Below are 22735 nucleotides of genomic sequence, written 5' to 3'. Positions count from 1 at the left end.
TGAGCACCGCCTCAGGTTATCCACAGGCGACGGTGGTCTCATCGGGTTTGTCGCCGTCACTGGCTAGGCTTGCGCCCACTATGGGTGGTGTAACCGGCACCCACACCGCACCGGGGATTCGGCTGAAACTGGGAGGTCCGATGTCTGCTCGGCGGCTCGATGCCACCGCCTTGCGGGATTGGGCACACACCGCCGTCGGCGATCTGATCACCCACACCGACGAGATCAACCGGCTCAACGTCTTCCCGGTCGCAGACGCCGACACCGGCACCAACATGCTTTTCACCATGCGGTCGGCGTGGGCGCAGATCGATGCCGCGCCGGCCGGCGGCGACGTCGCCCAGGTGGCGAGCGCGCTGGCCGCGGGCGCGCTGCAGGGCGCCCGCGGCAACTCCGGGGTGATCTTGTCGCAAATCCTGCTCGGGGTGGCCGAAGTCATCACGTCGGCTGCGGCCCAGCGCGACGGCGACCTCACCGATGTCGACGGCGCATTGTTCGGGGCGGCGTTGCGGCACGCCGTCGGGTTGGTCAACACGTCGATGGGCGAACCGGTGCCGGGCACCATTGTCTCGGTGCTGCAGGCCGCGGCAGGCGCCGCCGAAGACCGTGCCGCCGATGGCGCCGAGCTCGGTCAGGTTGTCGCGGCGGCGGCCGACGCCGCGGCCGATGCGCTCGACCACACCCCACAGCAGCTCGACGTGCTCGCCGAAGCCGGGGTCGTCGACTCCGGTGGTCGGGGCCTGCTCGTGCTGCTCGACGCGATGACCGCGACGATCGTCGGCCAGGCCCCCCGCAGGGCCACCTATACACCCGAGCCGCCACAGGCTGCGCCGGCCGCGCGCACACAGACACCGACCACCGCTCCGCCACAGTTCGAGGTCATGTATCTGCTGAGTGGCTGCGGAGCCGACGCGGTCGAACAGTTGCGGGCCGGTCTTGAGGAATTGGGCGAGTCGGTTGCGATCGCGGCCTCGGGCAGTGACCAATACTCCGTCCACGTCCATGTCGACGATGCGGGCGCGGCAGTCGAGGCGGGGCTGGCGATCGGCACCCTGACGCGTATCCAGATCACCGCGCTCATCGGAGCAGGCGGAGCCCGCCCGGTCGGCGGCTGGGAACGCGAGCGCGCAGTGTTGGCCATCGTCGACGGTGACGGCGGCGCCGAGCTGTTCGGCGGCGAGGGTGCGCATGTACTGCGTCCGGATGCCGGCGAGCCGGTCAGTGCCAAACAACTGTTGCGCGCGCTCGTCGACGTGGGCGCCGCGCAGGTCATGGTGTTGCCCAACGGTTATGTGGCCGCCGAAGAACTCGTGGCCGGGTGTACCGCGGCGATCGGTTGGGGCATCGACGTGGTTCCGGTCCCGGCGGGTTCGATGGTGCAGGGACTGGCTGCACTCGCCGTGCACGACGCAGGCAGGCAGGCGGTCGACGACGGCTACACCATGGCGCGCGCCGCGGCGGGTGCGCGGCACGGTGCCGTGCGGATGGCCACCGAGGAGGCGCTGACCTGGGCCGGTGCCTGCAAACCTGGCGACGGCCTCGGCATCGCCGGAGATGAGGTGCTGATCGTCGGGCCCGACATCACCGCCGCGGCGGCCGGGCTGATCGATCTGTTCCTGGTGGCGGGTGGCGAGCTGATCACCGTGTTGACCGGCGACGGCGTCGACCCCGCGGTGGGTGAGGCACTGCAGGCGCACGTCCACAAGGAACACCTCGGGGCGGAGTTGGTGACGTACCACACCGGCCATCGCGGCGATGCGCTACTGATCGGGGTGGAGTAGTGGTAAACCTCGGCGACCGGCTCGACATGGTGATCGGCACGAAGGCCGCCGGTCCGCTCGAAGAGCACTTCGGCATCCGCACCGTCAACGATCTCCTGCGCCACTACCCCCGCAAGTACAGCGACGGCATGACGGTGCGTGGTGAGGGTGAGGCGCTCGACCTCGAAGAGGGCGAACACGTCACGTTCATCGATGTGATCACCAAGGCCGAGGCGAAGCCCATGCGCAGCCAGCCCGGCAAACGCCCACGCAGGTATCTGCGGGTGACCCTCGGCAAGCACCGGCCCGAGGTGACGGCAACCTTTTTCAACGCCGACTGGTTGATCGACAAGCTTGAGGTCGACACCCGGCTGATGCTCTCGGGCGAGGTCAAGTATTTCCGCAACACCCTGCAGCTGAACCATCCGGCGTTCCTGGTTCTCAATCCGCCCGCAGGCAAGCAGATCGGGACCAAGTCGCTCAAGTCCATCGCGACCGCGTCCGGCGCCAGCGGTGAAGACATGTTGGCCGAGTTCGAGAAAGAGTTCTTCCCGATCTACCCCGCGTCGGCGAAAGTGCAGAGCTGGGATATCTACCGATGCGTGCGCCAGGTGCTCGACGTGCTCGACCCCATCGTGGATCCGCTGCCGGAATCGTTTGTCCGCCAGCGGAATCTGATGTCGGAGGACGAGGCGTTGCGGGCCGTGCACCTGGCCGAGACCGCGGCGCAGCGGGACCGGGCCGCCGAGCGGCTGACCTACGACGAAGCCGTCGGCCTGCAATGGGGTTTGGTGGCACGACGCTACGGCGAGCTCAGCGAGTCGGGTCCGGCGGCGCCGCGAACCGATGACGGGTTGGCCGCCGCGATGCAGAGCCGGCTTCCGTTCGAGTTGACGGTGGGCCAGCGCGAGGTGCTCGACGTGATCTCCGATGAGCTCGCATCGACGCGTCCGATGAACCGCATGCTTCAGGGCGAGGTCGGATCGGGCAAGACGATCGTCTCGGTGCTCGCGATGTTGCAGATGGTCGACGCGGGATACCAGTGCGCGTTGCTGGCGCCGACGGAAGTGCTTGCCGCCCAACATGCCCGGTCGGTGCGTGACGTCCTCGGGCCGCTGGCCATGGCCGGACAACTCGGCGGAGACGACGACGCCACGCGGATCGCGTTGTTGACGGGCTCGATGTCGCCCCAGCAGAAGCGCCAGGTGCGAAGCGAGGTGGCCTCGGGTGAGGCAGGCATCGTGATCGGCACACACGCGCTGCTGCAAGAGGCGGTTGAGTTCCACAACCTCGGCATGGTCGTGGTCGACGAGCAACATCGGTTCGGCGTAGAGCAGCGTGATGCCTTGCGCGCCAAGGCTCGTGATGGCCTGACCCCGCATCTGCTGGTGATGACGGCGACGCCGATCCCGCGGACGGTCGCGCTCACGGTCTACGGCGATCTCGAGACCTCCACGCTGCGCGAGCTTCCGCGGGGGCGCCAACCGATCACCACCAACACGATCTTCATCACGCAGAAGCCGGCTTGGCTCGACCGGGCGTGGGCCCGGATACGCGAGGAAGTGGCCGCGGGCCGCCAGGCGTACGTGGTGGCTTCCCGTATCGACGAGAACGACAAGAACGGCAATGACAAAGGCGGCCAGGGCGGGCCGCCGCCGATCACCGTCGTCGAGCTGTTCGACCGCCTCAAGTCCGGGCCGTTGTCCGGTCTGCGGCTCGGCCTGATGCACGGCCGGCTGTCCGGTGACGAGAAGGACGCCGTCATGTCGGCATTCCGGGCCGGTGAGATCGACGTATTGGTATGCACGACGGTCATCGAGGTCGGTGTCGACGTGCCGAATTCCACCGTGATGGTGGTGATGGATGCCGACCGGTTCGGCATCAGCCAGCTCCACCAGTTGCGGGGCCGGATCGGTCGCGGTCAACACCCGAGCCTGTGCCTGTTGGCGACGCGGCTGCCCGAGGGCTCCAAGGCGGGGGAGCGGATCAAAGCGGTCGCAGGCACGCTGGACGGTTTCGCCCTCGCCGACCTGGATCTCGACGAGCGCCGCGAAGGGGACGTGCTCGGGCTCAACCAGTCGGGCCGGACCATCAATCTGCGCTTCCTGTCATTGCGTGAACATCTGGAAGTGATCACCGACGCGCGCACGTTCTGTGAGGGGATGTACGAACAGAATCCGCAGGATCCTGGGATGGCCTTGCTCGCAGCGCAATTCGTCGAAACCGAGCGCGTCGAGTATCTGGAAAAGGCATGACCCGGCGCCGGGTGGGGTGGCTGGCCGCAGCCGTCGCACTTGCGGTTGTGGTGGCCATTCAGGTGATGGTGTCGGATCAGCGCAGCGCGCGGTTCGTCGCGCAGGCGCAGACCCCTACCGTGGCCGCGGGCATCGATCCGCTGGCCGGGCTGGCGGAGATCCCGATTCGCGTGCGCGGCAACGACTATCGGCACGCTGCATTCGGTGAGGCATGGGACGACGAGAACAGCGCGCCCGGCGGCCGAAACGGCTGCGACACCCGATTCCTTGGGGGGTTTCTGCGTGTTGCGTAGGTCTGTTGCTGTTGATCCAGGTCACTGTGCCCTTTGCGGTACTTGCCCGCGTATCGCAACGTGCGGGATTGGTGAAGATGTTCTGAGGGGTGGCCTATCCGGTGGGAACCGAGTTGTCCTGTTCTGCGTCTAACTGGGTGTGGATGCAGAGGAGCGTCAAGCATTGATGGCTGATGGGTTCGACCCGGATGACCCGAAGGTTGTTGCCGGCATCGACTTGGTGCGGTGGGAGCTGTCGCTGGTGCTCGGTCTGGATGGGTAGAGGGATGAGTTCGATGAGCGGCGTCGTCGGGCGGCGGGCGAGTGTCGGAGGGCAAGGATGGAAATAGTCACTTGTGGGTTGTTCTGGGTCGCTGGAACGCCTGAACCTTGCGCAGGTGGTGAATTCAGTCATCGAGCTGGCGCAGATCCCGAGGTGACCCTGGACGCCGGCCTCGTCGATGATCCGCGGATACGACGCTTCCCGGGTGGCGTCGGCATTTCAGGTAGAGCAGAGGATTCGGTGGCGTCATTTCTACCGATCACGCTTCATGGTGAGCTCGATACCGGCGAGCGGATCACGATGCTGAACGCCCGCAATCACGGCGGTGCAGGACAGTGGTTTCGTGGCTCGCCGCGGTACGTCGCTGACACCGTCGTGCTAGGTGAACACATCGATACAGACCAGCCCGTTAACGCCGTTCGGTTCCGGCTTGGTCATCGATATTGGTTCGACCATCTCAACGCTGGTGACGTCGTCGTCGATGAGCACGGTGCTGTCTTGGGTATCGAAGATGCAGAAAACGGCAACTGGCTGACCTACACGCCGGCATCGCCACAGACGTTGCGACGCCTTGAGGTTCTTGTTGTGTCAGGAGTGCGAGCACTCATGCAGCTAGCGCTCGACCAGCCGCTCGCAGCCGAAGATGTGGAGATTCGCGTCGCACTGGATGGTCCGTGGCTGCCTCTGCTAAGCGACGTGGCGGACACCTGTGTAGCGCAGACAAGCTTAAATTCGTTGTTGCCTCGCGAAGTTCTCACACTTGAGATGGTTGCGAACTGGATCCCGCTGAACGACCGGCTAGACGGTCTGGCGGCGGCCGTGTTCTCACCTATGAAAGGGGCGTTGCAGGCGGAGGCGCTGGTTGTCACCTCCCTAGTTGAGGGCATACATCGCAGGTTGCCCTATCAGCAGTCGAAATTCCCCGGGATCTCCAAGAAGGCCCGGAGGGCGATCGTGGAAGCAGGTCGACTCGCCGGCCGGGCCGAAGCGACGGCGTATGGTCTCGACTCCGAAGTCGTCGGTGATTCGTTGCAGTTCCTTACCGACGTGAGCTTCCGGATGCGGGCGACCGAGATTGTCAGCGAAGTGTGTTCGGTGATTCCGGAAATCACCGAGTCTTTGGTAGACCTGCCCGGACAAATCACCAAGGCACGCAACGACTTTGCGCATCACCTGCCCATCGACGAAGCGAAGGAGCCGCTAGAGAAGAGCTATCTTCGATGGTTGATCGTGGTGACCGCCACGCCCTGGTTATTGCGTGCACTGCTGCTCCTTCATGCGGGCGTTCAACCTGATGTCATTCGGGAGGGCTTCTTAGAGTCCAATCGGTTCGACCACGTCCGCGCGAACATTGCGCAGTTAGTTCGAGAACTCGGGTGGGAGTACCCTTCGCCACCAGCCGAGGTGCGGCCGCTGGAGCAAGATTCGGGCCGATCAACTGGCACCAATGGAAAGACAAGCTGAGAACCAACGTGCCGGATACCCTTCAGCTGTGACCACGCGTGAGGCCGTGCAGCGGTGGCAGTCGGTGCTGCTGGATATCGAGCAGTATCAGTCGATGCCCACCGGACGCAGGGAACGAGAACAATTGCAACGCCCGGAAGCCCGCGCCGGATTTCGGTTGGTCAACTCCACCTTCGTCTATGGAGTAGTCACGGGCACGTTGACAACCCCCGTCATCGACTTGTGGACCGTCGATAGGCCGACCAACCCGTCGATGCTGGCGGTGCTGCAGCCGGTGTACGACGCCGCGACGACCTTCACCCGGCAACGTGAGCTACTACCGCAATGGGATGAATTCGGACAAGTGGTTCGCACGGCACGACTGGCGCTCGACTCAATCGACATCGGTGAGCCTACCGTCGTCGACTTGATCTCGGAGATGCAGCTGTCGCTGAAGACCACTCTCCTCGTCGCGGGCACGGGTCTTCATGGCTCGATGACAGTCATCGCTCGCGAGCTAGCCGCGCGGCACCTCAGTTTCGCGACACTAACCCCCCGTCCGCTGCGCCATTACGACTTAGCGACCAATTCGATGGTGGATCAGCCGTCCAAGACGACTCTGAGTTTGGCTGGATTCAAAGCCATCGTTAGCGTTGACCCGGGAGCACCTCATGGGATTGCTGATGATGCACCACCTCCGTCGGTGATGAAACAGTTTGCATCCCAGTCGATTGTGAGCTTCTACACGGAGTGGGAAGAGTATTACCGAGCGGCGCTCGCCCAAGCGCACGAGTGCTCCCCGCGCGATTTTCAGCTCGACTACTTTGGCGATTTGTCGAAACTGCGGCAGGATTACGTCCACCACCGGGGCGTGTGCGCCAACTCGGCGAAGTGCAAGATCCTCAAGTGGTTCACCGAGGGCCAGTTGATGATTCCCACGGCGGAGAACTACCTGCAGCTGATTACAGACTTTCCGGACCAGGAGCTAGCCAACAAGCCCACCGCCACTACGTCTTCACGAGTGTCAGTACCAGGCAAGGTTGATCCTCATGTCAGAAAGGCATTCGAACAGCGAGTGAGGGACGTTCATGTCAATCTCGATGATGCGCTTGATGAAGCGCTCAATGATTGGATCAACAAGTCGGCCCCGACATCTTCCTAGTATTCGGCGTGGTGCGGTTGCCTGAGCCCGATCGAACTCAGGCCTCGTCGCCTGAACGAGGATTGCCGAGTTGGGTCGACAGCTCCCCGAACGTGACCGTGTACGCGGCTGGTTCGAGCGTTTCGCGTACGACTATGGCGCGGAGGGTGTCGGTTCCGCTCGAATCTTGAGCAGTTACTCCCGGGGCGAGTTCTAATCAACGTCGCAACACCGACGGACTTTGCGAGCTAGCAGGGTGGCGAATAGGTGCGCGGGACAATGGTCTTGGAGGACCATTCGGGGCCTGCGGTAGTCACCGCCGCAGGGCACGCTCTTATCAGCAGGCGCGTATCTGTCGGTGCCTCGATGGTGTCGAGCACCGTGGCGATATGGTGAGTTGTATGAGGTACCCGTCGCTACCGCATTCTGATCCGGGGCCTGGTCAGGCTCTGGATGGCTACAACGGCAGCGCCGCGGTTCCGAGTGTGTCGTCCCAGGCGTCGCGTGCACGACTTGTGCGGCCGGCCGCGTTGATTGGGGGCGCGATTCTGGTGTCTGCTGTCGCTGTCGCGGCGGTGGCGGGTTGGATCGACCGGGAGAGGGTGACCAGCGGGCACGCGGTCTCTGCGGCTGGTCAGGTGTCTGGAGATCGTGAGGAGTGGTCGGGGGCCGTTTGCGCAGATGGGTCCGTTTCGACAATCTCTAATGGGAAGATCAGATTCCCGAATGTCGAGAATTACGCATCGTGCATGTCACGGGTGCCTGGCTCGGGTGGCGGGGTCGTCCCGATTTTGATCGGCGAATGGGAGGACGAGCCGACGATGCGCCAGGAGTTGGCGCATTACAAGACAATTCGCTCTTTCGCGTCGGCAGAGCTTGGCGACGTCGTCATCGTTTTCGCGCCGATTGGAGACATAGGGACCGCCACGCTTGAACCACTTACCGAATTCGGCTTCAGCATCGCTCCACTGCAGTGAACTGCGTTGGCTCTCACCGGCGGTGGTAGCGCCGTCACGGTGAACTGGTCGGCCACAAGCGGGCGACATCGACCGAGGCCGTCATTGCGTTGCCGTCGATCGTGATGCCGTCTCCGGTTGTCCGGTACGGCACCAAGATGTCGATCGCCTGGCCTTCCCGGTGTTCGAGACGGACGTTGATCGCGTCGCCGGCAAACGGTTCACGCACCGCGACGTCCATGACGGTCGCCCGGGCGCGCAAGTTCTCGGCGTCGGTTTCCTCTTGCAGTGCCGTGATGACGGCTTCGACTCCGCGTTGCCGCGACGGCGCCCCGAGATTTCGCATGGCGCGGTCACCGTTGGTGCCGATGACCAGCATGAACGGCGCCAAATTTTGGTGTTCTAGGCCTATGGCAGCCACTTGTATGCTGTCAGCAAACAGTCGATCGAGGTCAGCTTGGGCTGCCTGACTCAGTGATGCACGCCAGTCCATGATTACCTTGCGGTCCAGGGGGAGGTGTCGATGGACAACAGCCTACGGGTGAATCCGGAGGTCTTGGTCGCCGGTGCTCAGCGACTGCACGACATCCGCGACGAGATGCGTGCGGTCCTACACACCCTGCATGTGGCGCAGGACCGCCTGCGCGGCACATGGACTGGTCAGACCGCCGACATCGCCGACACCAGGTTGTCGGAGCTGCTCGCAATCTTCGACAAGCACCTCGACGTCCTAGCGGGCGAGGCAGACGATTTGCGCACCGCCGCTGAGCTGTATGGGACTGAGGACGGCGAATCCGGCGCTGTGATCGCCGAACAGATGTGAAGCCGCGTTATGCCGACCTACCGTTACGACCTGAATCAGCTCGACGAATTCGTCGAGCTGCTCGACCGCTCGATTGAGGAACTGTCGGCCTACCGCGACGGTGCAAAAGCGACGGTGGCATCCATCGGTGAGCAGTACTCCGGTACCTCGGCGACAGCGTTCGCGCAGTCCCACGACCGCTGGCAAGCCGCGCTCCAGCAGCACCTCGACAGTCTGCAAATTCACCGTGCCTTTGTCGCGAACGCTCGGGCGAACTACGCCGAGGCGCAACGCAAGAACGTGGAAATGCTGGGATAGGGCCCGTTCATGACGCAAGTTACGCCCGAGGACTACTACGCTGTCGCAGCGAAGCTCTGTGAACTCTCGAAAACCCTGGAGACCGCGCTCAAAGATCTGGACAACAAACTAGACGTCAGCCAGAGCGCGGGCACCTACGACAGCGGCGGGCCGGTGTGGGCGACGAGCTTTGACCAATCGGCCTCCGATGTCTTCGAGATGGCATCCACGACGTCGATGGCGGCACGTGAGCTCGGCTACCTGGTCCACCAGGCCGGCCTGAACCACGCGGATGTGGAGAATGAATCCAGCGGAGGACCAGGCACACAACCGACACCGCCACAGCCGCAGGGATCGTCGCTGGCCACGAATCTGCACCCCACCAAACACGCGGTGGGAGGTACCCGCGAGAAACCCGCCCATTGGGATCTGATCGAAAAGTATGTGACCAAGCAGTGGGCCGACTGCGACGAAGGCCGAATCGGTACTGCGGGAACGGACTTCACCACCTATGGGAACACGACGAAGGCGACCGCTGCCACGTTGAGGTCCGATGTATTGGGGGTATTCACCCAAGCCGCCCAGGACCAAAGTCCCGAGGTCGACGGCATCGTCGACGAAGTCGCCAACGTCTACCAGGCCCTTAGTGATACTGGGGACATGGGTATCGCACTCGGCGCTGCATGCCAGGAAGTGCACCGCGTCGCCGACATCGACAAACGCACCGGCCGTACAAGTTTGCAGATCCTGAACGCGATTGTCTTCTCCTACGAGGTCGACAAGATCGGCGCACGACGTATCGGGGCAGGTTGGCTTGTACGCCTTCTTGACAGCTTGATTGAGCAGAACAAGCGTGCCTACGCCCGCGGCATGGACGCACTCATCGAAGGCATTAACGGCACAGTCAGCACCGCAGCCGAGTCCAATAAGGGGATTTACACGACAGCGACGACCAGTACCCAACTACTGTCATCGATCCTCGACCGCACACCGCGGCAAACGAACCCGGTGCGCAATCGCAGCGATGAAGAAAACAGGAAAGCTGGCGAGCAGGGCGAAGAGCGGGCCGGTATTCCACCGCACGAAAAGCGCAGGGTACCGATCACATATAACGGCGTCCCCTCGCTGATCGAACCGGATTATATTGACGACGAGAACCAGAATGTCGTCGAAGTTAAAAATACGAATGAAATCAGGCCGTATAAGACCCAGATACTGAAGGAACTGCAGTTCGCCCAAGAAGAGGGTTACACCATGACCCTTGTCGTGGATCACCGGACACAGATCAACGATCCCGATATCCAGAAGGCGATCGACTCTGGGCAGATCCAAATAATCCGCAAAGAACTCGACGACAACGATGACCACTAACCACAACGCCCGCCCCCTCCGAGGCACCGTCTGATGAATCAGTCCGCCGACACACCACCCAACCGCCATAGATCCGAGGTCCTCGCGAACCTCCGCAATGCCATCGGCAGCATCGAAGCCACGAGCAACGATCTGGTCCGAGCGCCGCGCTCATCGACCCAGACTGATCACGATCACACAGCCGGCAGCCGCCCCAAAACACCGGCGTCCAACGAACCCATCACCTACCCAGGAATGCCTGAAGGCCCAAACTGGATGGAGCGCCTGCCCGCCCGCTACAAGGACGGACAGCGCGGATTCGACCGCCGCATCATGGAAGAACTTTCCGCTGTGGGCGTGCCGTGCTACACGCTGGGCGACCTGTCCAACCGTGTGCGGACCATTCCCCAGGGAATCCCCATCTTCATCGACTGGCTAACCCACCTCGAGGAACGCATCCCCGGCGAGGAAACGCCCCATCGCGAATCTATCCGAGCGGGCCTCATCCGCAACCTCAACGATCTCGCAGCCCGCGGCAATCCAGCCGCGATCGAGGCACTCGTTGCCCAACTGCGGCGGCGGCCCCAAATGCGTAACGGCCTCATCGGTTATGCCACAGTCGCCCTGGCTCGTATCGCGACCAAAAGCGACTTCCCCCTGATCGCCGAACTCATCGACGAATTACAGCATCAGGGCGCAGCGGCGGGCCCGCTGATCGAATATCTAGGCAAGGTGAAAACCGACGACGCGCGCGACCTTGCCCTGAGGTTTCTCGACACCTTCACGTACTTTTCGATTCGCGCTCTGATCCAGATGAAGGCACCCGGTGTCCGAGCTCGGATCGAGCCCTACCTCACCCACAGCGACGCGTCGATCCGGAAGGAAGCACGTCGCGCCATGGAACGGCTCCCCGAATGAGTAACGACCACAGTTTCGACACAGATCTCGACCTCGACAGCCTCGAAGGTCAAGCCGAAGCGTTCCGGCGAGCTCGACAAGCCATCGACTCCATCGGCGAGGTCGACGGTGTGTCCGACAATGGGCTTGTCCGCGTATGGGTCACGGCCTCGGGCGACCTCGCTGACGTCGAACTGGCCGACGACACCCAGTATATGGATCGTGAGCGGCTTGGTCGGCTGATCGTCGAAGCCGCCCAGCAGGCCTCGTTCAACGCAGCATTAAAGGTCGCTGAAGTACTCGAGCCTCTAGAACAGCACCGACAACGCCTCCTGGAGGACCTCGAAGGCACCGACACGTTCACCGCGGCGGCCCTACGCAAAGTCACAGCCGAGGCCCTGCCGGGATTCATGCGAGCCCCATCAAGCGACCCTGGCTTCAGCCACGGGCTTTTCCGCCGCCCTTGGCGGACAGATGGGTCCTAGACAGCGGATCCAGTACGGATGGCCATCCTAAGTCTGAGCGCATGGTCACGTTCTCCGCGTGGAGCGGTCGTCGGCCCAGGACTGTCTAAATAACGGTGGATCTGGTCTTGGTCTGATTATCTGTAGGTCAGTGCGTGGTGTACTCCACTGTCGCTGATGGAGGATCCTTGGTTATCGAGGTCCGTGGGCGACAGACTCATCTGTAGGCCTGTACTCGATGGTGTTTCGGGCACCGAAAGTTGGACTGATCGTTTTCGCGCGTTGGCCCGGGTGGGCGCGAGCAGCAACGGGCGGCCCACGGAGTGCTGGGAACAATCGAAGAGTGTGCGCGTGGTCGACGGTTTTGCGCCGGATGGTGGTCCGAAGCTCATTGGCGTTGCCGCTAGCCACGTTTGGCTGCGACAGACACCGTCGGGATTCATCAGCCAAGGCAAGATGCCAAGTATGTTGCGAAACATGCAGTCGCGCATAAATTTCGAGATCACGGTGGAAAATCGGAGGGCAGCTCCGAAGTGTTGTCTTCAGTTGCCATCCGTAAGGCACTAAAGAGGAAATGGATCAACGAAGTTGACTTTACGCTTAGTTGGGATCGCAGCAACCTGGTGTTGATGAGGTTTACAGCTGGTTGCCCGCGAGCTTTCCGAAGCTGATTTAGAGCACTTGCTGGAGCTGCCAACCCGCGACGCGTACGGTAACGATCAGCTGGCCGGCATGTTGGATTTCTTGGAATATCTCAAGGAGTGCAACCCGGGCATTGTCTCGGAGAAAGTCGAGCGTCGGATCGAAGACGAGCGGCGTGGTGCGCTCTGATCCGGCGGCAACAGATTTCTCACTTGAATCGAGGGCCGGCTTGTGTCACCGCGTGGTGACGGTGCCACTATATGGGCAGAATGCGGTTGCGGCCTGTTTAGATTGACAGTGTGGCTGACTCCCGACCCGCTATCCCGGCCGCGCTGAAGCGGCAGGTTCTGGTTGAGGCTGGCCATCGCTGCGCAATCCCCACGTGCCGGAGCATCCCGGTTGAGGTTGCTCACATCGTGCCGTGGGCAAAAGTGCGCGAGCACACCTTCGACAATCTGATCGCGCTGTGCCCGACGTGTCACACCCGTTTTGATCGGGGTGATATCGACCGCACGTCGATGCGCCAGTACAAGTTGAATCTCGGTGTCGTCGCACACCGGTACAACGACATCGAACGTCGAGTGTTGGAGTCATTGGGGAATCGGGCGGGAGGTGTCGACTGGATCGTCCTGCCGTGGGCGATGAGTGTGACCTACCAGTATCTGCTAGACGACGGGATGCTGGAAGAGCTCGATGTCGAGGACGCGTATTTCCACATCGACGGCATCAGAGTTGGCACGAACCGGCGATTCAAACTTTCGCCGAAAGGTGCTGCCTTCGTCCAGCATTGGTTCGGGGCGCAGCCGCTCGACGAAGTCGATGTAGCGATCGATGGTACGGAAGACGCGGCGCAACCCTAGGGCCAGATAGCCGTGGGCGGCACTGGCGCGACTTCGAGCGCGAGGGCAGCGTTCGGTGTGTTGCCTGGGATTTGGTGCGGGGTGGTGGGTCTGTGATCGGTAGGCACCGGTGTTCGACGCTGCCGTAGTCACCCTCAGCGCCCTGTCGATCACCGGCCGACGCTGCGGATGCTGCTCCAGCAGTGCGAGGACTGGGTTGATCTGCCGTTTCGGCTAACCCGAACAGATCATCCGCACCTTGGCGGTCGTCCTCGCAATGACCGCACCACAATCCGCGCTCCGTCGGTGAATTCGTGGGACAACCGTCTCGTGCTCGGATTTGCCATTTGGATGGCGAAACGTGTCCGCCAAATCCGTGACAACATCAGGAAAGACTCATGTCAGAGAGCCGTCGTCCGCCACCCAAAATGGCAATCGACATTTGTTGACGGATGATGATGGCCGCCACTATCGGACGATCGAGTTGTGTTGTGCCAAGGCGAGAGTCAGGAAGGCCGAGATCGGGAAGGCCGGGTTCGGCGGAAGCGGTAAGAACGTTTTCAGCGACTCGGTCCGTCTGCTGGAGTATCCGGCAGCCTGTCGACACGGGCGATCTCGCTACCGAGGTACCACTCGTTGTCGGTCGCCGTATTCCGAGAAGAGTACCCCCTTGATGCTACAATTGGAACACGTTCTAATTTCGATTGAATTTTGGTTTGGTGCTGTTCACCTCCGACCCGGGGGATCGCGCCCGCTGCGGCTCGCGCCGGCTTGCTCGGCTACAAACCAGGAAACTGGAAAGCCAACGACCTCAAGCGTTCTCGTGCCGAGGAAGACATCGTTGAGCAGGAGTCAGCACCATCGTCCGGCGCGGTCAACTCGAGCTGTTCAGCGCCCGCCGTGACTGGACGGCCATCACGAAACGGGCAGCTTTACCCCAGTTGACCCCGGCCGGGCAGTTCGTCATCGACGATATCGATCGCATGGCACGCGAACACTCGTGGAATACGCTGTCGCTGTCGCTGTCGCTGTCGCTGTCGCTGTCGCTGTCGCTGTCGCTGTCGCTGGTGAAACGTACGCTGCGCATCCTGCTCAGTTGGCTCGGTGCAGAAAGTCCTGTCCTGGAAGACGACGTCCGAGCCGTTGCAGGAGGACCACCCAGCCGCCACGACAGCTCGCGTGCTTCTCATCCTCGTCGAGCATCACCTGCTCGTTCGATCTTCCGACAGAGAGAAGACTGCCGATCAACGTTGGGTCGAAACGCAAATAGATGGCTTGGCGTTCAGCGGCGAACTGCATGTCTGGGTCCACGTCATGCGTGGTGAAGGCCGGCGCCGTCGGCATCCGCGTTCCTGGGAGGTAATCCGCAATTATCTGCGAGCGGCATTGCCGTACTGCGGTCCTGGAACGACGATCTGACGAGCTTGCGGGAAGTCGCCCCAGACGACGTACGAGCCGCACTGATAAAAACTCAACGGCACGTCAGCGCAAGGCGTCCGAACTGGACTGCGTAGCATCTTCTTCGCGCTGCGGCAGCAGCGTGTGGTGTTCCGTGACCCTACTCGCGGTATTCGACTGGGCAGTGTCCTGACCCTGCGGACTGAGTTGCACGACGATAAACTACGCGGGCTCATTGAACGAGGCGAGTCGTCGCTGGAACGCGCGATACTCGCCCTCGTCGCCATACATGCCGTTCAGGCCAGGGAAATCCGTTCTCTTGGAGTAAGAGACGTGGACTTCGCCCGCTCAACGGTCAAGGTCGTACGCCCGCACTTGCCGGAACGGATTATCCACCTCGACGAGCTCACATCCCGGCTGCTCACCGAGTGGATACGTGGCCGAAATCGTCAATGGCCCACCACTGAAAACGATTACCTGTTCATGTCTGCCAACGGCGCCTTCAGCATCCAACGTCCTCCCGTCGGCGCGTCGAAGATCAACGCGATCTTTCGACGACTTGGCCTGACGCCCCGACAGGTGCGGATCGACCGCATCCTCCACGAAGCGCGGGTCGCTGCGGACCTGGTGCATCTCATGCAGGTTTTCGGAATCTCGGTCACTACCGCCGTAACTACGTCCAAACGGCCTATCCCGAACGCAGCGGACCTCTGAAACGCTATACAGCACAGTAGATTACGCGTGCCAACCACCGGAAGGGCTACCAGTCCGCCACGAGGGAGAGTGCTCGCCCTCTCGGCGACCAGTGTCTTAGCTCCTACAGATAACCATCAACGCCGTAGGCCGCACGGGCGGCGTGATTGACCAACTCGGGATTTTTTTCCTCAAATGCGACAATCAGGTCGCGACGGATCCGCAGTGGGATCGCGCGGTATTGTGGAATACGGACTTTTCGCAGATACTGGGCAGTCATTCGAAGATATCCGCCTCTCATTTGCACCGAGTACGTCTCGATGAATGCCCTGGCGATTTCAGACATCAGAAGTGCCCCAAGAACACGGAGATCCCAGGTCGATGAGCGCACGAAGTACACACTATGCATCGGCACGAAGTGACCGGGATCGAGAACCGGGACCATCCTGTTGTTGATATCGCGGATAAGTAGCTTCGGTGTAGTCATCAAACCGGGTTTGACCCGATCAATGGTGCGCCACCACTGTTCTGGGTGCGCCTGAGCGGTGTGTCGCCCTGCGAGTTGGCGTCTGTGTCTGTCCAGATACCGCTTAAGCCGTGGGTAGTCTGCGAGACTGACCAATCCCTGGTGATCCCAAGGGTTTACGAGATACCGTCCTGCCCAGTCGAGTCGGCCGTCACGAATTTCTGTTGAGCCGATAACCGGAAGCAGTCGATCTGGTTCGACCACAGTGCGGTCTGGAGTGATGAAGACATGATCGGCTCCGGTGGCCGGTCCGACCGACACTGTGATCCCGGCGTCGACCAGGGTGGGATGTGCCAGTTCGAGTGACGCGATGTCTAAGCTGCACTGATTGCCGCTGCGCGGCCAGCTTGAGGAACCGGTGGTCCAGGTCTCGTGCCACTTCGAAGATGCGCGTTCGGCGGCGGCGGTGTCCGTGGGGCCACGGCGCCATGCCTCTACGAGTCGGGGACCGCTGGACTCGTCCAGCGGGGTCGTGGGCTCGAATGTCAGGGCCGGGCCCTGCCGTGATCTTCGGATCCGAGTCACTGCCGTATAGACCGAGACCGGGGACTGAAAGGCGCGTACGCCGTACATGGATATGCAGGCGTCGACTGAACAGGTTTGGGCGATGAGTTGACGAAGCGATGCTCCGTAATGGTTACGCATCCAGCGGTCGGCGCAGATTGTGGTCATGACGCCGTCCTTGGCCAGAGTCGCAATACCGGCCTCGAGGAAGCCGATGTACAAGTCGGCCCGAGCGCGCATTGTTGGCCAGCGTTCCCTATAGCTGGCTCGGCGGCGTCGATCCAGATGCTCCAGACGGACGTAGGGTGGGTTGCCGACTACCCATTTCGCGGCGGCGGGCCTCGGGTCGGTTAGGAGGAAGTCGTCGTGGCGAATCCATGTTGAGGCCAAAGTGTTCGCTTCGAGTGTGCTGACACCCGCACACGTCAGTACTTCGACAGTGCGTTGCCGTGTCTCGCTGACTGCTTCGAGATCAACGTCATATCCCATGATGGCGTCAATCGCGTCGATCAGTTTGATGCGTCGTCGGGCACATGACTGGATCAGACGCGTGATGATTGGGACGATGAATGCGCCGCGACCGACCGCTGGTTCGACGATTGTGTTGGCTGCCAGATCCTGGTCGGTTGTGTAGCCGGCCAGGTCGAGGATCATTTCCACGACCCATGGCTGGGTATAAACGACGCCGCTGGTCTTCGGCGCTATTGGCCGCTGTTTAGTGCCGGCCACCGGTGGCCCCGTCGCCGACACGAACGATGCCAGCGCACGAGGCGGAACTTAAGCGCTCTTGCACGACGTGGGCGATACAGTCGGCGGCCGTTGGGATGTCGTCATGCTCCCACACGACGATCACTGTCCATCCGTTGGCGACCAGGATCGCCTCGGTATCGGCGTCGCGTGCGGCATTGCGATTCAGTTTGGCCTGCCATCGGTCGGCGTTGAGTGTCGGATTCGAGCCGTGCGCTGGGCATGCGTGCCAGAAACACCCACGTACGTCGACTGCGACTCGGGCCCGCGTGAAAACGATGTCGAGTCGACGCCGGAGATCTCGAACTGGCCTATATTGCACACGATATCTGAAGCCTCGCGCAAAGAGCGCACGCCGTAAGAGCATCTCGGGCCGGGTGTCGCGCTGAGGTTGACGACTCATCCGCGCCCGCGTCGCATCCGTGGTGGGCCAGGTTGATGTCTGCTTTGTGAGGACGGGGCGCGTTTCGGACTGGTGGTGTTCGAGATCGGCGTAGAAATCGGCGGGCACCTTGAGGCGTGACTCATCGAGTCGGCGCAGGAAACCGGAGGTGGCGCGATGCGACAATGCACTACTCTCGAACGGCCGGATGATGTCGGTGAGTTCTATCATCGCCGAGTGGCGTGGAAAGCGCGACACATCTGCTCGCCACGCTGTGCCTTTGCAGCCCCAGGCTGCGTCGGGCCAACGGCCCTGACGGTGTCGATCCAGCATGACCGCGTGGGCTGCCGTCGATGTGCTCGGTGAACCCGCGGCTCCGGTGATTCGTTCAGCCACCCATGCGCCGATGCCGGTGGGCACTGCGTTGCCGATCAGTTTCCACCGATGGTCAGGTTCTCCGGACCGGACGGCAGGACGTGTCCATCCCCGTGGCAGGCCTTGGAGGGCTTCGCCGTCCTCCACGCTCGGCAACAGGAAGCGCCGCCCGTGTGGGTTTCTCGGGAACCACACAGCTGGCGCCGACGGCAAACCAATCGTCGAGCCGCCTTTGAGGGTGGGTACCGCTCCGAAGACCAAGCCCGTGCCGTGACGCCCCTCAGTCCAGTAGAAGCCCGCCTCGGGCGGGGCGACCTTCGCCTCGTGATTGCCGGCGTCCTCGCCCAGCAACACGTCGGCGGGGTCGCCGTCGCTGCTGGCGAGGACCAACACCCGTGGCCGCCGTTGAGGGACGCCGGTAAATCTCGCGTCGACTACTCGGTAGGCCCACCGGTAGCCGAGACGCTCGAACTGCGCTGTCAGGTGGCGGATTCCGGCGGCGGAGTGCAGCACGAGCAGATTGGGCACGTTCTCAAGGAGCACCCACCGTGGCTGCAGGAGACGCGAGAGTCGGAAGACGTGCTCGACCAATCCCGACTGACTACCGGTGATACCAGCTTTGGATCCTACGTGGGAGATATCGGTGCATGGGAATCCTGCGGCGATCAAGTCGACCGCCCCCACATCGGGTACCAAGGTGGCCACGTCAGGGTAGATCTCAAGATGTGGCCAATGGCGCTGCAGGACGCGGCGTGCCGGCTCCCAGGACTCACACTGGGCGACGATCTCACAGCCTCCAGATTCGAGCCCTAGATCGAGGCCGCCGATTCCGGAGAAACACGACAGCGTTCGAATCGTCGGCACGATCCTCCAAGTTTCGAAGTGCCACACTAAGTTCGTGTCGCACAGTACTCGAGTTCGGGCAAAACCTCGAGTCCGATCCGCTCTCTTTACCGAATGGTTCTCATAACGGTGGCGCGCTCACGCCGCGCGGTTGGTCGCGCGCAGTTGGTCGATTGTGAGACCACCTGCTCGGGCCTGGTCCTAGACTCGCCATGGTGACTTGTCGTTATCCGCACGACGTCTCCGTATGTGGGCTCGTATCACTTGGTGTCACTGATGAGGGGCCGGCGACTCGTGCGTGAGAAGGAATTCAGTTTCACCGTCGATGCTCAGTTGCTGCGCGAATTGGGCGAGCGTCTGGTCGGCCGTCCGCACATTGCGTTGGCTGAACTCATCAAGAACGCCTACGACGCCGATGCGACGGTCGTGGAGATCCACGTGGACGCCGAGTCCATCGTGGTAAGCGACAACGGTCATGGCATGACCGAAGCCGAGTTCGTCAAGACGTGGATGCGGGTCGGCACCACCCACAAGGCATCCGAACGCACGTCCCGTGACAAAAACCGCGAGATGACCGGGTCAAAAGGCGTGGGGCGGTTAGCGGTTCAGCTGCTGTCTCGGCGCACGCTGGTCACCACGGTCGGCCAGTCGAGCGGGCGGCACCAACGGCTCACCGCCGATATCGACTGGGACGGCGCCGTCCAACATGGTGATCTCACCTCGGTTACGGTCCCAGTCACCATCGAACCCGCCAAAGCGACGGAATTCCCCGGAGGCTCACCCACCGGAACCCGAATTGAATTGCACGACTTGGTCGACAACTGGACCGCAGCTGACTTCGCAGAACTGGCTAAAGAAATCTGGTCGCTGCAACCTCCGTATCAGGTGCCCGACGATTCGTCCGAAGCGTTCCAGATCCGCTTCGACACACAGCTGCAAGAGGCCTACGACCAGTTCCATGCTCAAATGGCTGCGCTGCTCGACATATGGTCGGCCCGAATCACCGGCAAATTGGTCGACGCGTCGCGATACCGCGGAGATATCGTCGGCGATCTGCCTGCTCGCCTCAGAGAGGAATTGGCTGTCGATACCGACCACGACGACACCGATTCTGAATCAGTGAAGATGATCGAGCAACTTCCCGCCAAGGTGCTCAAGCTCACCATCACGCTCCGAGATCGCAGCCCGGTCGAGGTGGGCTTGCTCGTACGGCAATGCCCGATCGAACACGTGCGGTTCGACATCCGGATATTCGACCTGGTGTACCGACAGGGCAAGGGCATTCGAGTGGGACAGGCACGCGAATACCTCGACAAATACGGTGGAATCAACGTCTATGACGGCGGTTTTCGGCTGCCGTACTACGGAGCGGACCAAGACTGGGTAGACCTCGAAGAAACCCACGCCGCGCGGCGGTCCAAATCGCAGTTGCTGCCTGATGAGTTGCACGTCGACCGGGGCCTGCTGAACCTGCCGACGAACAGGCGCGTGTTCGGTCGAGTCCATGTGTCCACAGCGGCAGAAGCGCATTGGTTCCGCAAACGTCAGCAGAGGCCACGCAATGTCCGCACAGTGATGGAACCGCCTCTGACCATCCAGATCACTCGGGACCGCTTGGTCCCGAACAACGCGTACGAACGCCTGCGGGTCATGGTGCGGGCCGCCCTCGATGCCTACGCGATGGAACGCACGCGTCTGCGGGTAGAAGAAAACCGAAACCAACGAGATCGCCAACCCACGCCTCCGTCGGACTTGTTGGCGGACGTGTCGGCAGCAGTGGAGGAGGCGAGTGCGCATCTACCGGCGACGACTTACCGTGAGATCGCAGCCAAAGTCGAAAATGCCAGCAAAGGCGTAAAAGCTCTCGAACGGTCCAGCCGCGACTACGCCGCACTGCTGGGAGCGCTGGCCACGGCCGGCATCACCGCCATGGCCTACAACCACGAAGTAAATCGACAAACAAGTCAACTGCAAACCCTCAAAGACAATCTCTACACAGTTGCCACGCAGATCGACGAGCCGGCACGCAGCGAAATCCTCGACGCGGTGAGCGTCATAGACCGCTGGCTGGAACGGGCGACCGGATTGAGGAGACTGCTCAAGCCGTTGATGGACGAGGAATCCCGCAAGCAGAAACGTCGTTATCCCGCGCGGGAAGTCATCACCGACGTCTGCAACGACCTTGAGCCCCTGCTGCGAGGCATCAAAATCGAGCTTTCCGACGTCCCCGCCGACCAGCAATTGCCTGCCGCCACTATTGCTGCCTGGTGGGCGGTGTTCCAGAACCTCTTGATCAATTCGATGAATGCCCTGCTGGCGCGCGGCAACCACACCCCGCCTCAGACGATTGCCGTTGATGGTGATGTGGACGGCGCTCGTCGATGGCTAAGGGTCCAAGACAACGGCGTAGGCGTGGGAACCGATCTCGATGAGGCCAACACCTTGTGGCAGCCGTTCGAGCGTCGCCTCAAACTGCCGCCCGAAACGGTTGAGCTAGGGCTCGGCGGAAGCGGCCTAGGGCTGACCATCGTGCGCATGATCCTCGATGAGGTCGGGGCTAAAGCAGCATTCACGAGGCCCGCCGAGGGGTTCTCAACCGCCGTCACGATCAGCTGGGAGGCAATGTGACATCATCGAAGCCTAAAGTCGTGATCTGCGACGACGACCCGCAACGCGCTGAGACATGGCAACGCAACATCGCCTCCGCATCCAAGCGACCCGAGTTCGAATACCAGGTGGTGTCGGGCGAACACCTGGTAGATGAGATCGATATCCTGAACCGGCGGCGAGACGCAGCCCGCAAGACCGCAGACCCGACCGATCAAGTGTCGGTTTTCGACTCCGCCGCCCTGGCCATCCTCGATTTCGATCTCACGCCTGACATCGGCACTCGCCATGATTTCGCCAACGACCATGCATTCGCCCAACTCCAGCAGGACTTGCGAGGACGAACCGGCGAACTACTGGCCTACCTGGCACGCTGTTACTCCAGCGTGGGGTACACCGTCGTGGTGAACCAGGGATACCAGGATCAGTCGTTTGACTTGACACTGCAACGTTTTTCGGCGTCGAAGGCCGACCTCAACGTAACGCACCCAGCTCTGACATCTGCCGCCCTGTGGACTGGCGTCGATGTTCCGGAGAACCTCAACTCGTGGGCGTGGCCTCGGCTTGACTATGCCGATCAACTGTGGCGTTCGCGTCTGGACAATGCAAAGCTCGACGCGCCGGTGTTCGACACACTGGGCATCAATCCTGCGGTCGATCGCCTGGCGCCGCGTCAGATAGACCTCCTCACCGACTCACCTGAGGTCAAAGAGACTGCACCCGAGGATATTACGTTCGACGATGTCGTCTCGTCATCGCTGGGATTGTTCCCCAAGGATCAGCAGCGCGATCCCGACCTTCGGCTTCGCATCGCAGTCTCGGTCGTCGGCCGGTGGTTGGACCATTGGGTCATACCCGGTCAGAACGTGTTGGTTGACGAACCGCACATCGCGGCGTTGTTCCCCGCGGCATACCCTGACATCGATTTGTCGGAGCGCGACTGGAAAAGAGGAAGCGGCGTCCATGTCGACACCGCTGACGGCCTCGACTATCCGTTGAAATCGACGCCTCCCGCGGCTCAGATGTATTGCCAGCGACCAGTTTGGCGAGTGTCCGAAGTCCGTGAAGTCGCTCGGTCACACCGACTGCCGGACAGGCCAGTGCAGATGGTCTTTTGTGAGGATGTGTCGGCGTTCGCCGACGTCTCCGCGTGTGTAGAAGTCGAGACCGATGTCCCCGGACCGTTCGTCCGACGCTACATTAAACGGCTCGCCAGCGTCCGCTATTACCCACTGCCACGCCTATATTCGGCTTAACTG

At 61.9% G+C, this 22735-nt stretch carries 19 protein-coding genes and 1 pseudogene; 16 read left to right on the top strand and 4 right to left on the bottom strand.

The window, feature by feature from the left end; all coding sequences use genetic code 11:
* Positions 1-140: 140 nt before the first annotated feature.
* The 6 genes and pseudogenes from ACOI2T_RS23755 (at position 141) to ACOI2T_RS23730 (ending at position 8131) form a co-directional block, all read left to right on the top strand.
* A complete protein-coding gene (locus tag ACOI2T_RS23755; protein WP_409505433.1) occupies positions 141-1781 on the top strand; it encodes a fatty acid kinase ATP-binding subunit FakA in 1641 nt (546 codons plus the stop codon).
* Positions 1781-4015, top strand: coding sequence for an ATP-dependent DNA helicase RecG (gene recG, locus ACOI2T_RS23750; RefSeq protein WP_409505432.1), 2235 nt, complete (start codon positions 1781-1783; stop codon positions 4013-4015). The genes ACOI2T_RS23755 and recG overlap by 1 nt, the downstream gene beginning before the upstream one ends.
* Positions 4012-4278: pseudogene (locus tag ACOI2T_RS23745) on the top strand (hypothetical protein); the annotation flags it as partial. The gene recG and the pseudogene ACOI2T_RS23745, both read left to right, overlap by 4 nt.
* A 445-nt stretch (positions 4279-4723) precedes the next feature.
* Positions 4724-6034, top strand: a complete 1311-nt coding sequence (locus ACOI2T_RS23740) for a HEPN domain-containing protein (RefSeq protein WP_409505431.1) — start codon at positions 4724-4726, stop codon at positions 6032-6034.
* A gap of 28 nt (positions 6035-6062) precedes the next feature.
* Complete coding sequence (locus ACOI2T_RS23735; RefSeq protein WP_409505430.1) at positions 6063-7175, top strand: hypothetical protein; 1113 nt, start codon at positions 6063-6065, stop codon at positions 7173-7175.
* A gap of 728 nt (positions 7176-7903) precedes the next feature.
* Positions 7904-8131, top strand: a complete 228-nt coding sequence (locus ACOI2T_RS23730; protein ID WP_409505429.1) for a hypothetical protein — start codon at positions 7904-7906, stop codon at positions 8129-8131.
* A gap of 34 nt (positions 8132-8165) precedes the next feature.
* Here ACOI2T_RS23730 and ACOI2T_RS23725 read toward each other — a convergent pair whose 3' ends face one another.
* Positions 8166-8489: a hypothetical protein gene (locus ACOI2T_RS23725; RefSeq protein WP_409505428.1), complete on the bottom strand. Its 324-nt coding sequence runs from the start codon at positions 8487-8489 to the stop codon at positions 8166-8168.
* Between the two features lie 144 nt (positions 8490-8633).
* Between ACOI2T_RS23725 and ACOI2T_RS23720 the strand changes: the two genes are divergently transcribed.
* From ACOI2T_RS23720 to ACOI2T_RS23690, 7 genes are all read left to right on the top strand, one after another.
* Positions 8634-8933: a WXG100 family type VII secretion target gene (locus tag ACOI2T_RS23720; RefSeq protein ID WP_409505427.1), complete on the top strand. Its 300-nt coding sequence runs from the start codon at positions 8634-8636 to the stop codon at positions 8931-8933.
* A gap of 9 nt (positions 8934-8942) precedes the next feature.
* Entirely contained in the window at positions 8943-9230 is a 288-nt protein-coding gene (locus tag ACOI2T_RS23715; RefSeq protein WP_409505426.1) for a WXG100 family type VII secretion target, read from the top strand.
* Between the two features lie 9 nt (positions 9231-9239).
* On the top strand, positions 9240-10580 hold the full coding sequence (locus ACOI2T_RS23710; protein ID WP_409505425.1) for a putative toxin: 1341 nt from the start codon (positions 9240-9242) through the stop codon (positions 10578-10580).
* A gap of 33 nt (positions 10581-10613) precedes the next feature.
* Complete coding sequence (locus ACOI2T_RS23705) at positions 10614-11477, top strand: HEAT repeat domain-containing protein (RefSeq protein WP_409505424.1); 864 nt, start codon at positions 10614-10616, stop codon at positions 11475-11477.
* Positions 11474-11941, top strand: a complete 468-nt coding sequence (locus tag ACOI2T_RS23700) for a YbaB/EbfC family nucleoid-associated protein (protein WP_421874481.1) — start codon at positions 11474-11476, stop codon at positions 11939-11941. The genes ACOI2T_RS23705 and ACOI2T_RS23700 overlap by 4 nt, the downstream gene beginning before the upstream one ends.
* A 660-nt stretch (positions 11942-12601) precedes the next feature.
* Complete coding sequence (locus tag ACOI2T_RS23695; RefSeq protein WP_409506282.1) at positions 12602-12751, top strand: hypothetical protein; 150 nt, start codon at positions 12602-12604, stop codon at positions 12749-12751.
* 110 nt (positions 12752-12861) lie between these two features.
* A complete protein-coding gene (locus tag ACOI2T_RS23690) occupies positions 12862-13422 on the top strand; it encodes an HNH endonuclease (RefSeq protein ID WP_409506281.1) in 561 nt (186 codons plus the stop codon).
* Positions 13423-14493: 1071 nt separating this feature from the next.
* Here ACOI2T_RS23690 and ACOI2T_RS23685 read toward each other — a convergent pair.
* The gene (locus tag ACOI2T_RS23685; protein ID WP_409506280.1) at positions 14494-14745 is read right to left on the bottom strand and encodes a hypothetical protein; all 252 of its coding nucleotides are present in this window, start codon (positions 14743-14745) and stop codon (positions 14494-14496) included.
* A gap of 198 nt (positions 14746-14943) precedes the next feature.
* Between ACOI2T_RS23685 and ACOI2T_RS23680 the strand changes: the two genes are divergently transcribed.
* Complete coding sequence (locus ACOI2T_RS23680) at positions 14944-15513, top strand: tyrosine-type recombinase/integrase (RefSeq protein WP_409506279.1); 570 nt, start codon at positions 14944-14946, stop codon at positions 15511-15513.
* Positions 15514-15616: 103 nt separating this feature from the next.
* On the opposite strand, the gene ACOI2T_RS23675 is transcribed toward ACOI2T_RS23680, so the two are convergent.
* Together ACOI2T_RS23675 and vsr are read right to left on the bottom strand one after the other, a co-directional pair.
* Complete coding sequence (locus tag ACOI2T_RS23675; protein WP_409506278.1) at positions 15617-17251, bottom strand: Eco57I restriction-modification methylase domain-containing protein; 1635 nt, start codon at positions 17249-17251, stop codon at positions 15617-15619.
* The gene (gene vsr / locus ACOI2T_RS23670; RefSeq protein WP_409506277.1) at positions 17238-18890 is read right to left on the bottom strand and encodes a DNA mismatch endonuclease Vsr; all 1653 of its coding nucleotides are present in this window, start codon (positions 18888-18890) and stop codon (positions 17238-17240) included. Before vsr ends, ACOI2T_RS23675 begins: the two co-directional genes overlap by 14 nt.
* Positions 18891-19163: 273 nt before the next feature.
* On the opposite strand from vsr, the gene ACOI2T_RS23665 reads away from it, so the two are divergent.
* Positions 19164-21497, top strand: a complete 2334-nt coding sequence (locus tag ACOI2T_RS23665; RefSeq protein ID WP_409506276.1) for an ATP-binding protein — start codon at positions 19164-19166, stop codon at positions 21495-21497.
* A complete protein-coding gene (locus tag ACOI2T_RS23660) occupies positions 21494-22732 on the top strand; it encodes a hypothetical protein (protein ID WP_409506275.1) in 1239 nt (412 codons plus the stop codon). The genes ACOI2T_RS23665 and ACOI2T_RS23660 overlap by 4 nt, the downstream gene beginning before the upstream one ends.
* The last annotated feature ends 3 nt before the right edge of the window (positions 22733-22735 follow it).

It is taken from the genome of Mycolicibacterium wolinskyi str. Jessa 2025, from assembly GCF_049241375.1.
Lineage (GTDB): Bacteria > Actinomycetota > Actinomycetes > Mycobacteriales > Mycobacteriaceae > Mycobacterium > Mycobacterium wolinskyi.
The sequence above is the reverse complement of the archived record's forward strand: the minus strand, read 5'-3'. Positions and strand labels throughout refer to the sequence as shown.

Coding starts and splice junctions, on each gene's coding strand:
- ACOI2T_RS23700 (WP_421874481.1), top strand. CDS start 11,474: ATGAGTAACGACCACAGTTTCGACACAGATCTCGACCTCGACAGCCTC.
- ACOI2T_RS23715 (WP_409505426.1), top strand. CDS start 8,943: ATGCCGACCTACCGTTACGACCTGAATCAGCTCGACGAATTCGTCGAG.
- ACOI2T_RS23720 (WP_409505427.1), top strand. CDS start 8,634: ATGGACAACAGCCTACGGGTGAATCCGGAGGTCTTGGTCGCCGGTGCT.
- ACOI2T_RS23710 (WP_409505425.1), top strand. CDS start 9,240: ATGACGCAAGTTACGCCCGAGGACTACTACGCTGTCGCAGCGAAGCTC.
- ACOI2T_RS23685 (WP_409506280.1), bottom strand. CDS start 14,745: ATGCCGACGGCGCCGGCCTTCACCACGCATGACGTGGACCCAGACATG.
- ACOI2T_RS23755 (WP_409505433.1), top strand. CDS start 141: ATGTCTGCTCGGCGGCTCGATGCCACCGCCTTGCGGGATTGGGCACAC.
- ACOI2T_RS23725 (WP_409505428.1), bottom strand. CDS start 8,489: ATGCTGGTCATCGGCACCAACGGTGACCGCGCCATGCGAAATCTCGGG.
- ACOI2T_RS23705 (WP_409505424.1), top strand. CDS start 10,614: ATGAATCAGTCCGCCGACACACCACCCAACCGCCATAGATCCGAGGTC.
- ACOI2T_RS23730 (WP_409505429.1), top strand. CDS start 7,904: ATGTCACGGGTGCCTGGCTCGGGTGGCGGGGTCGTCCCGATTTTGATC.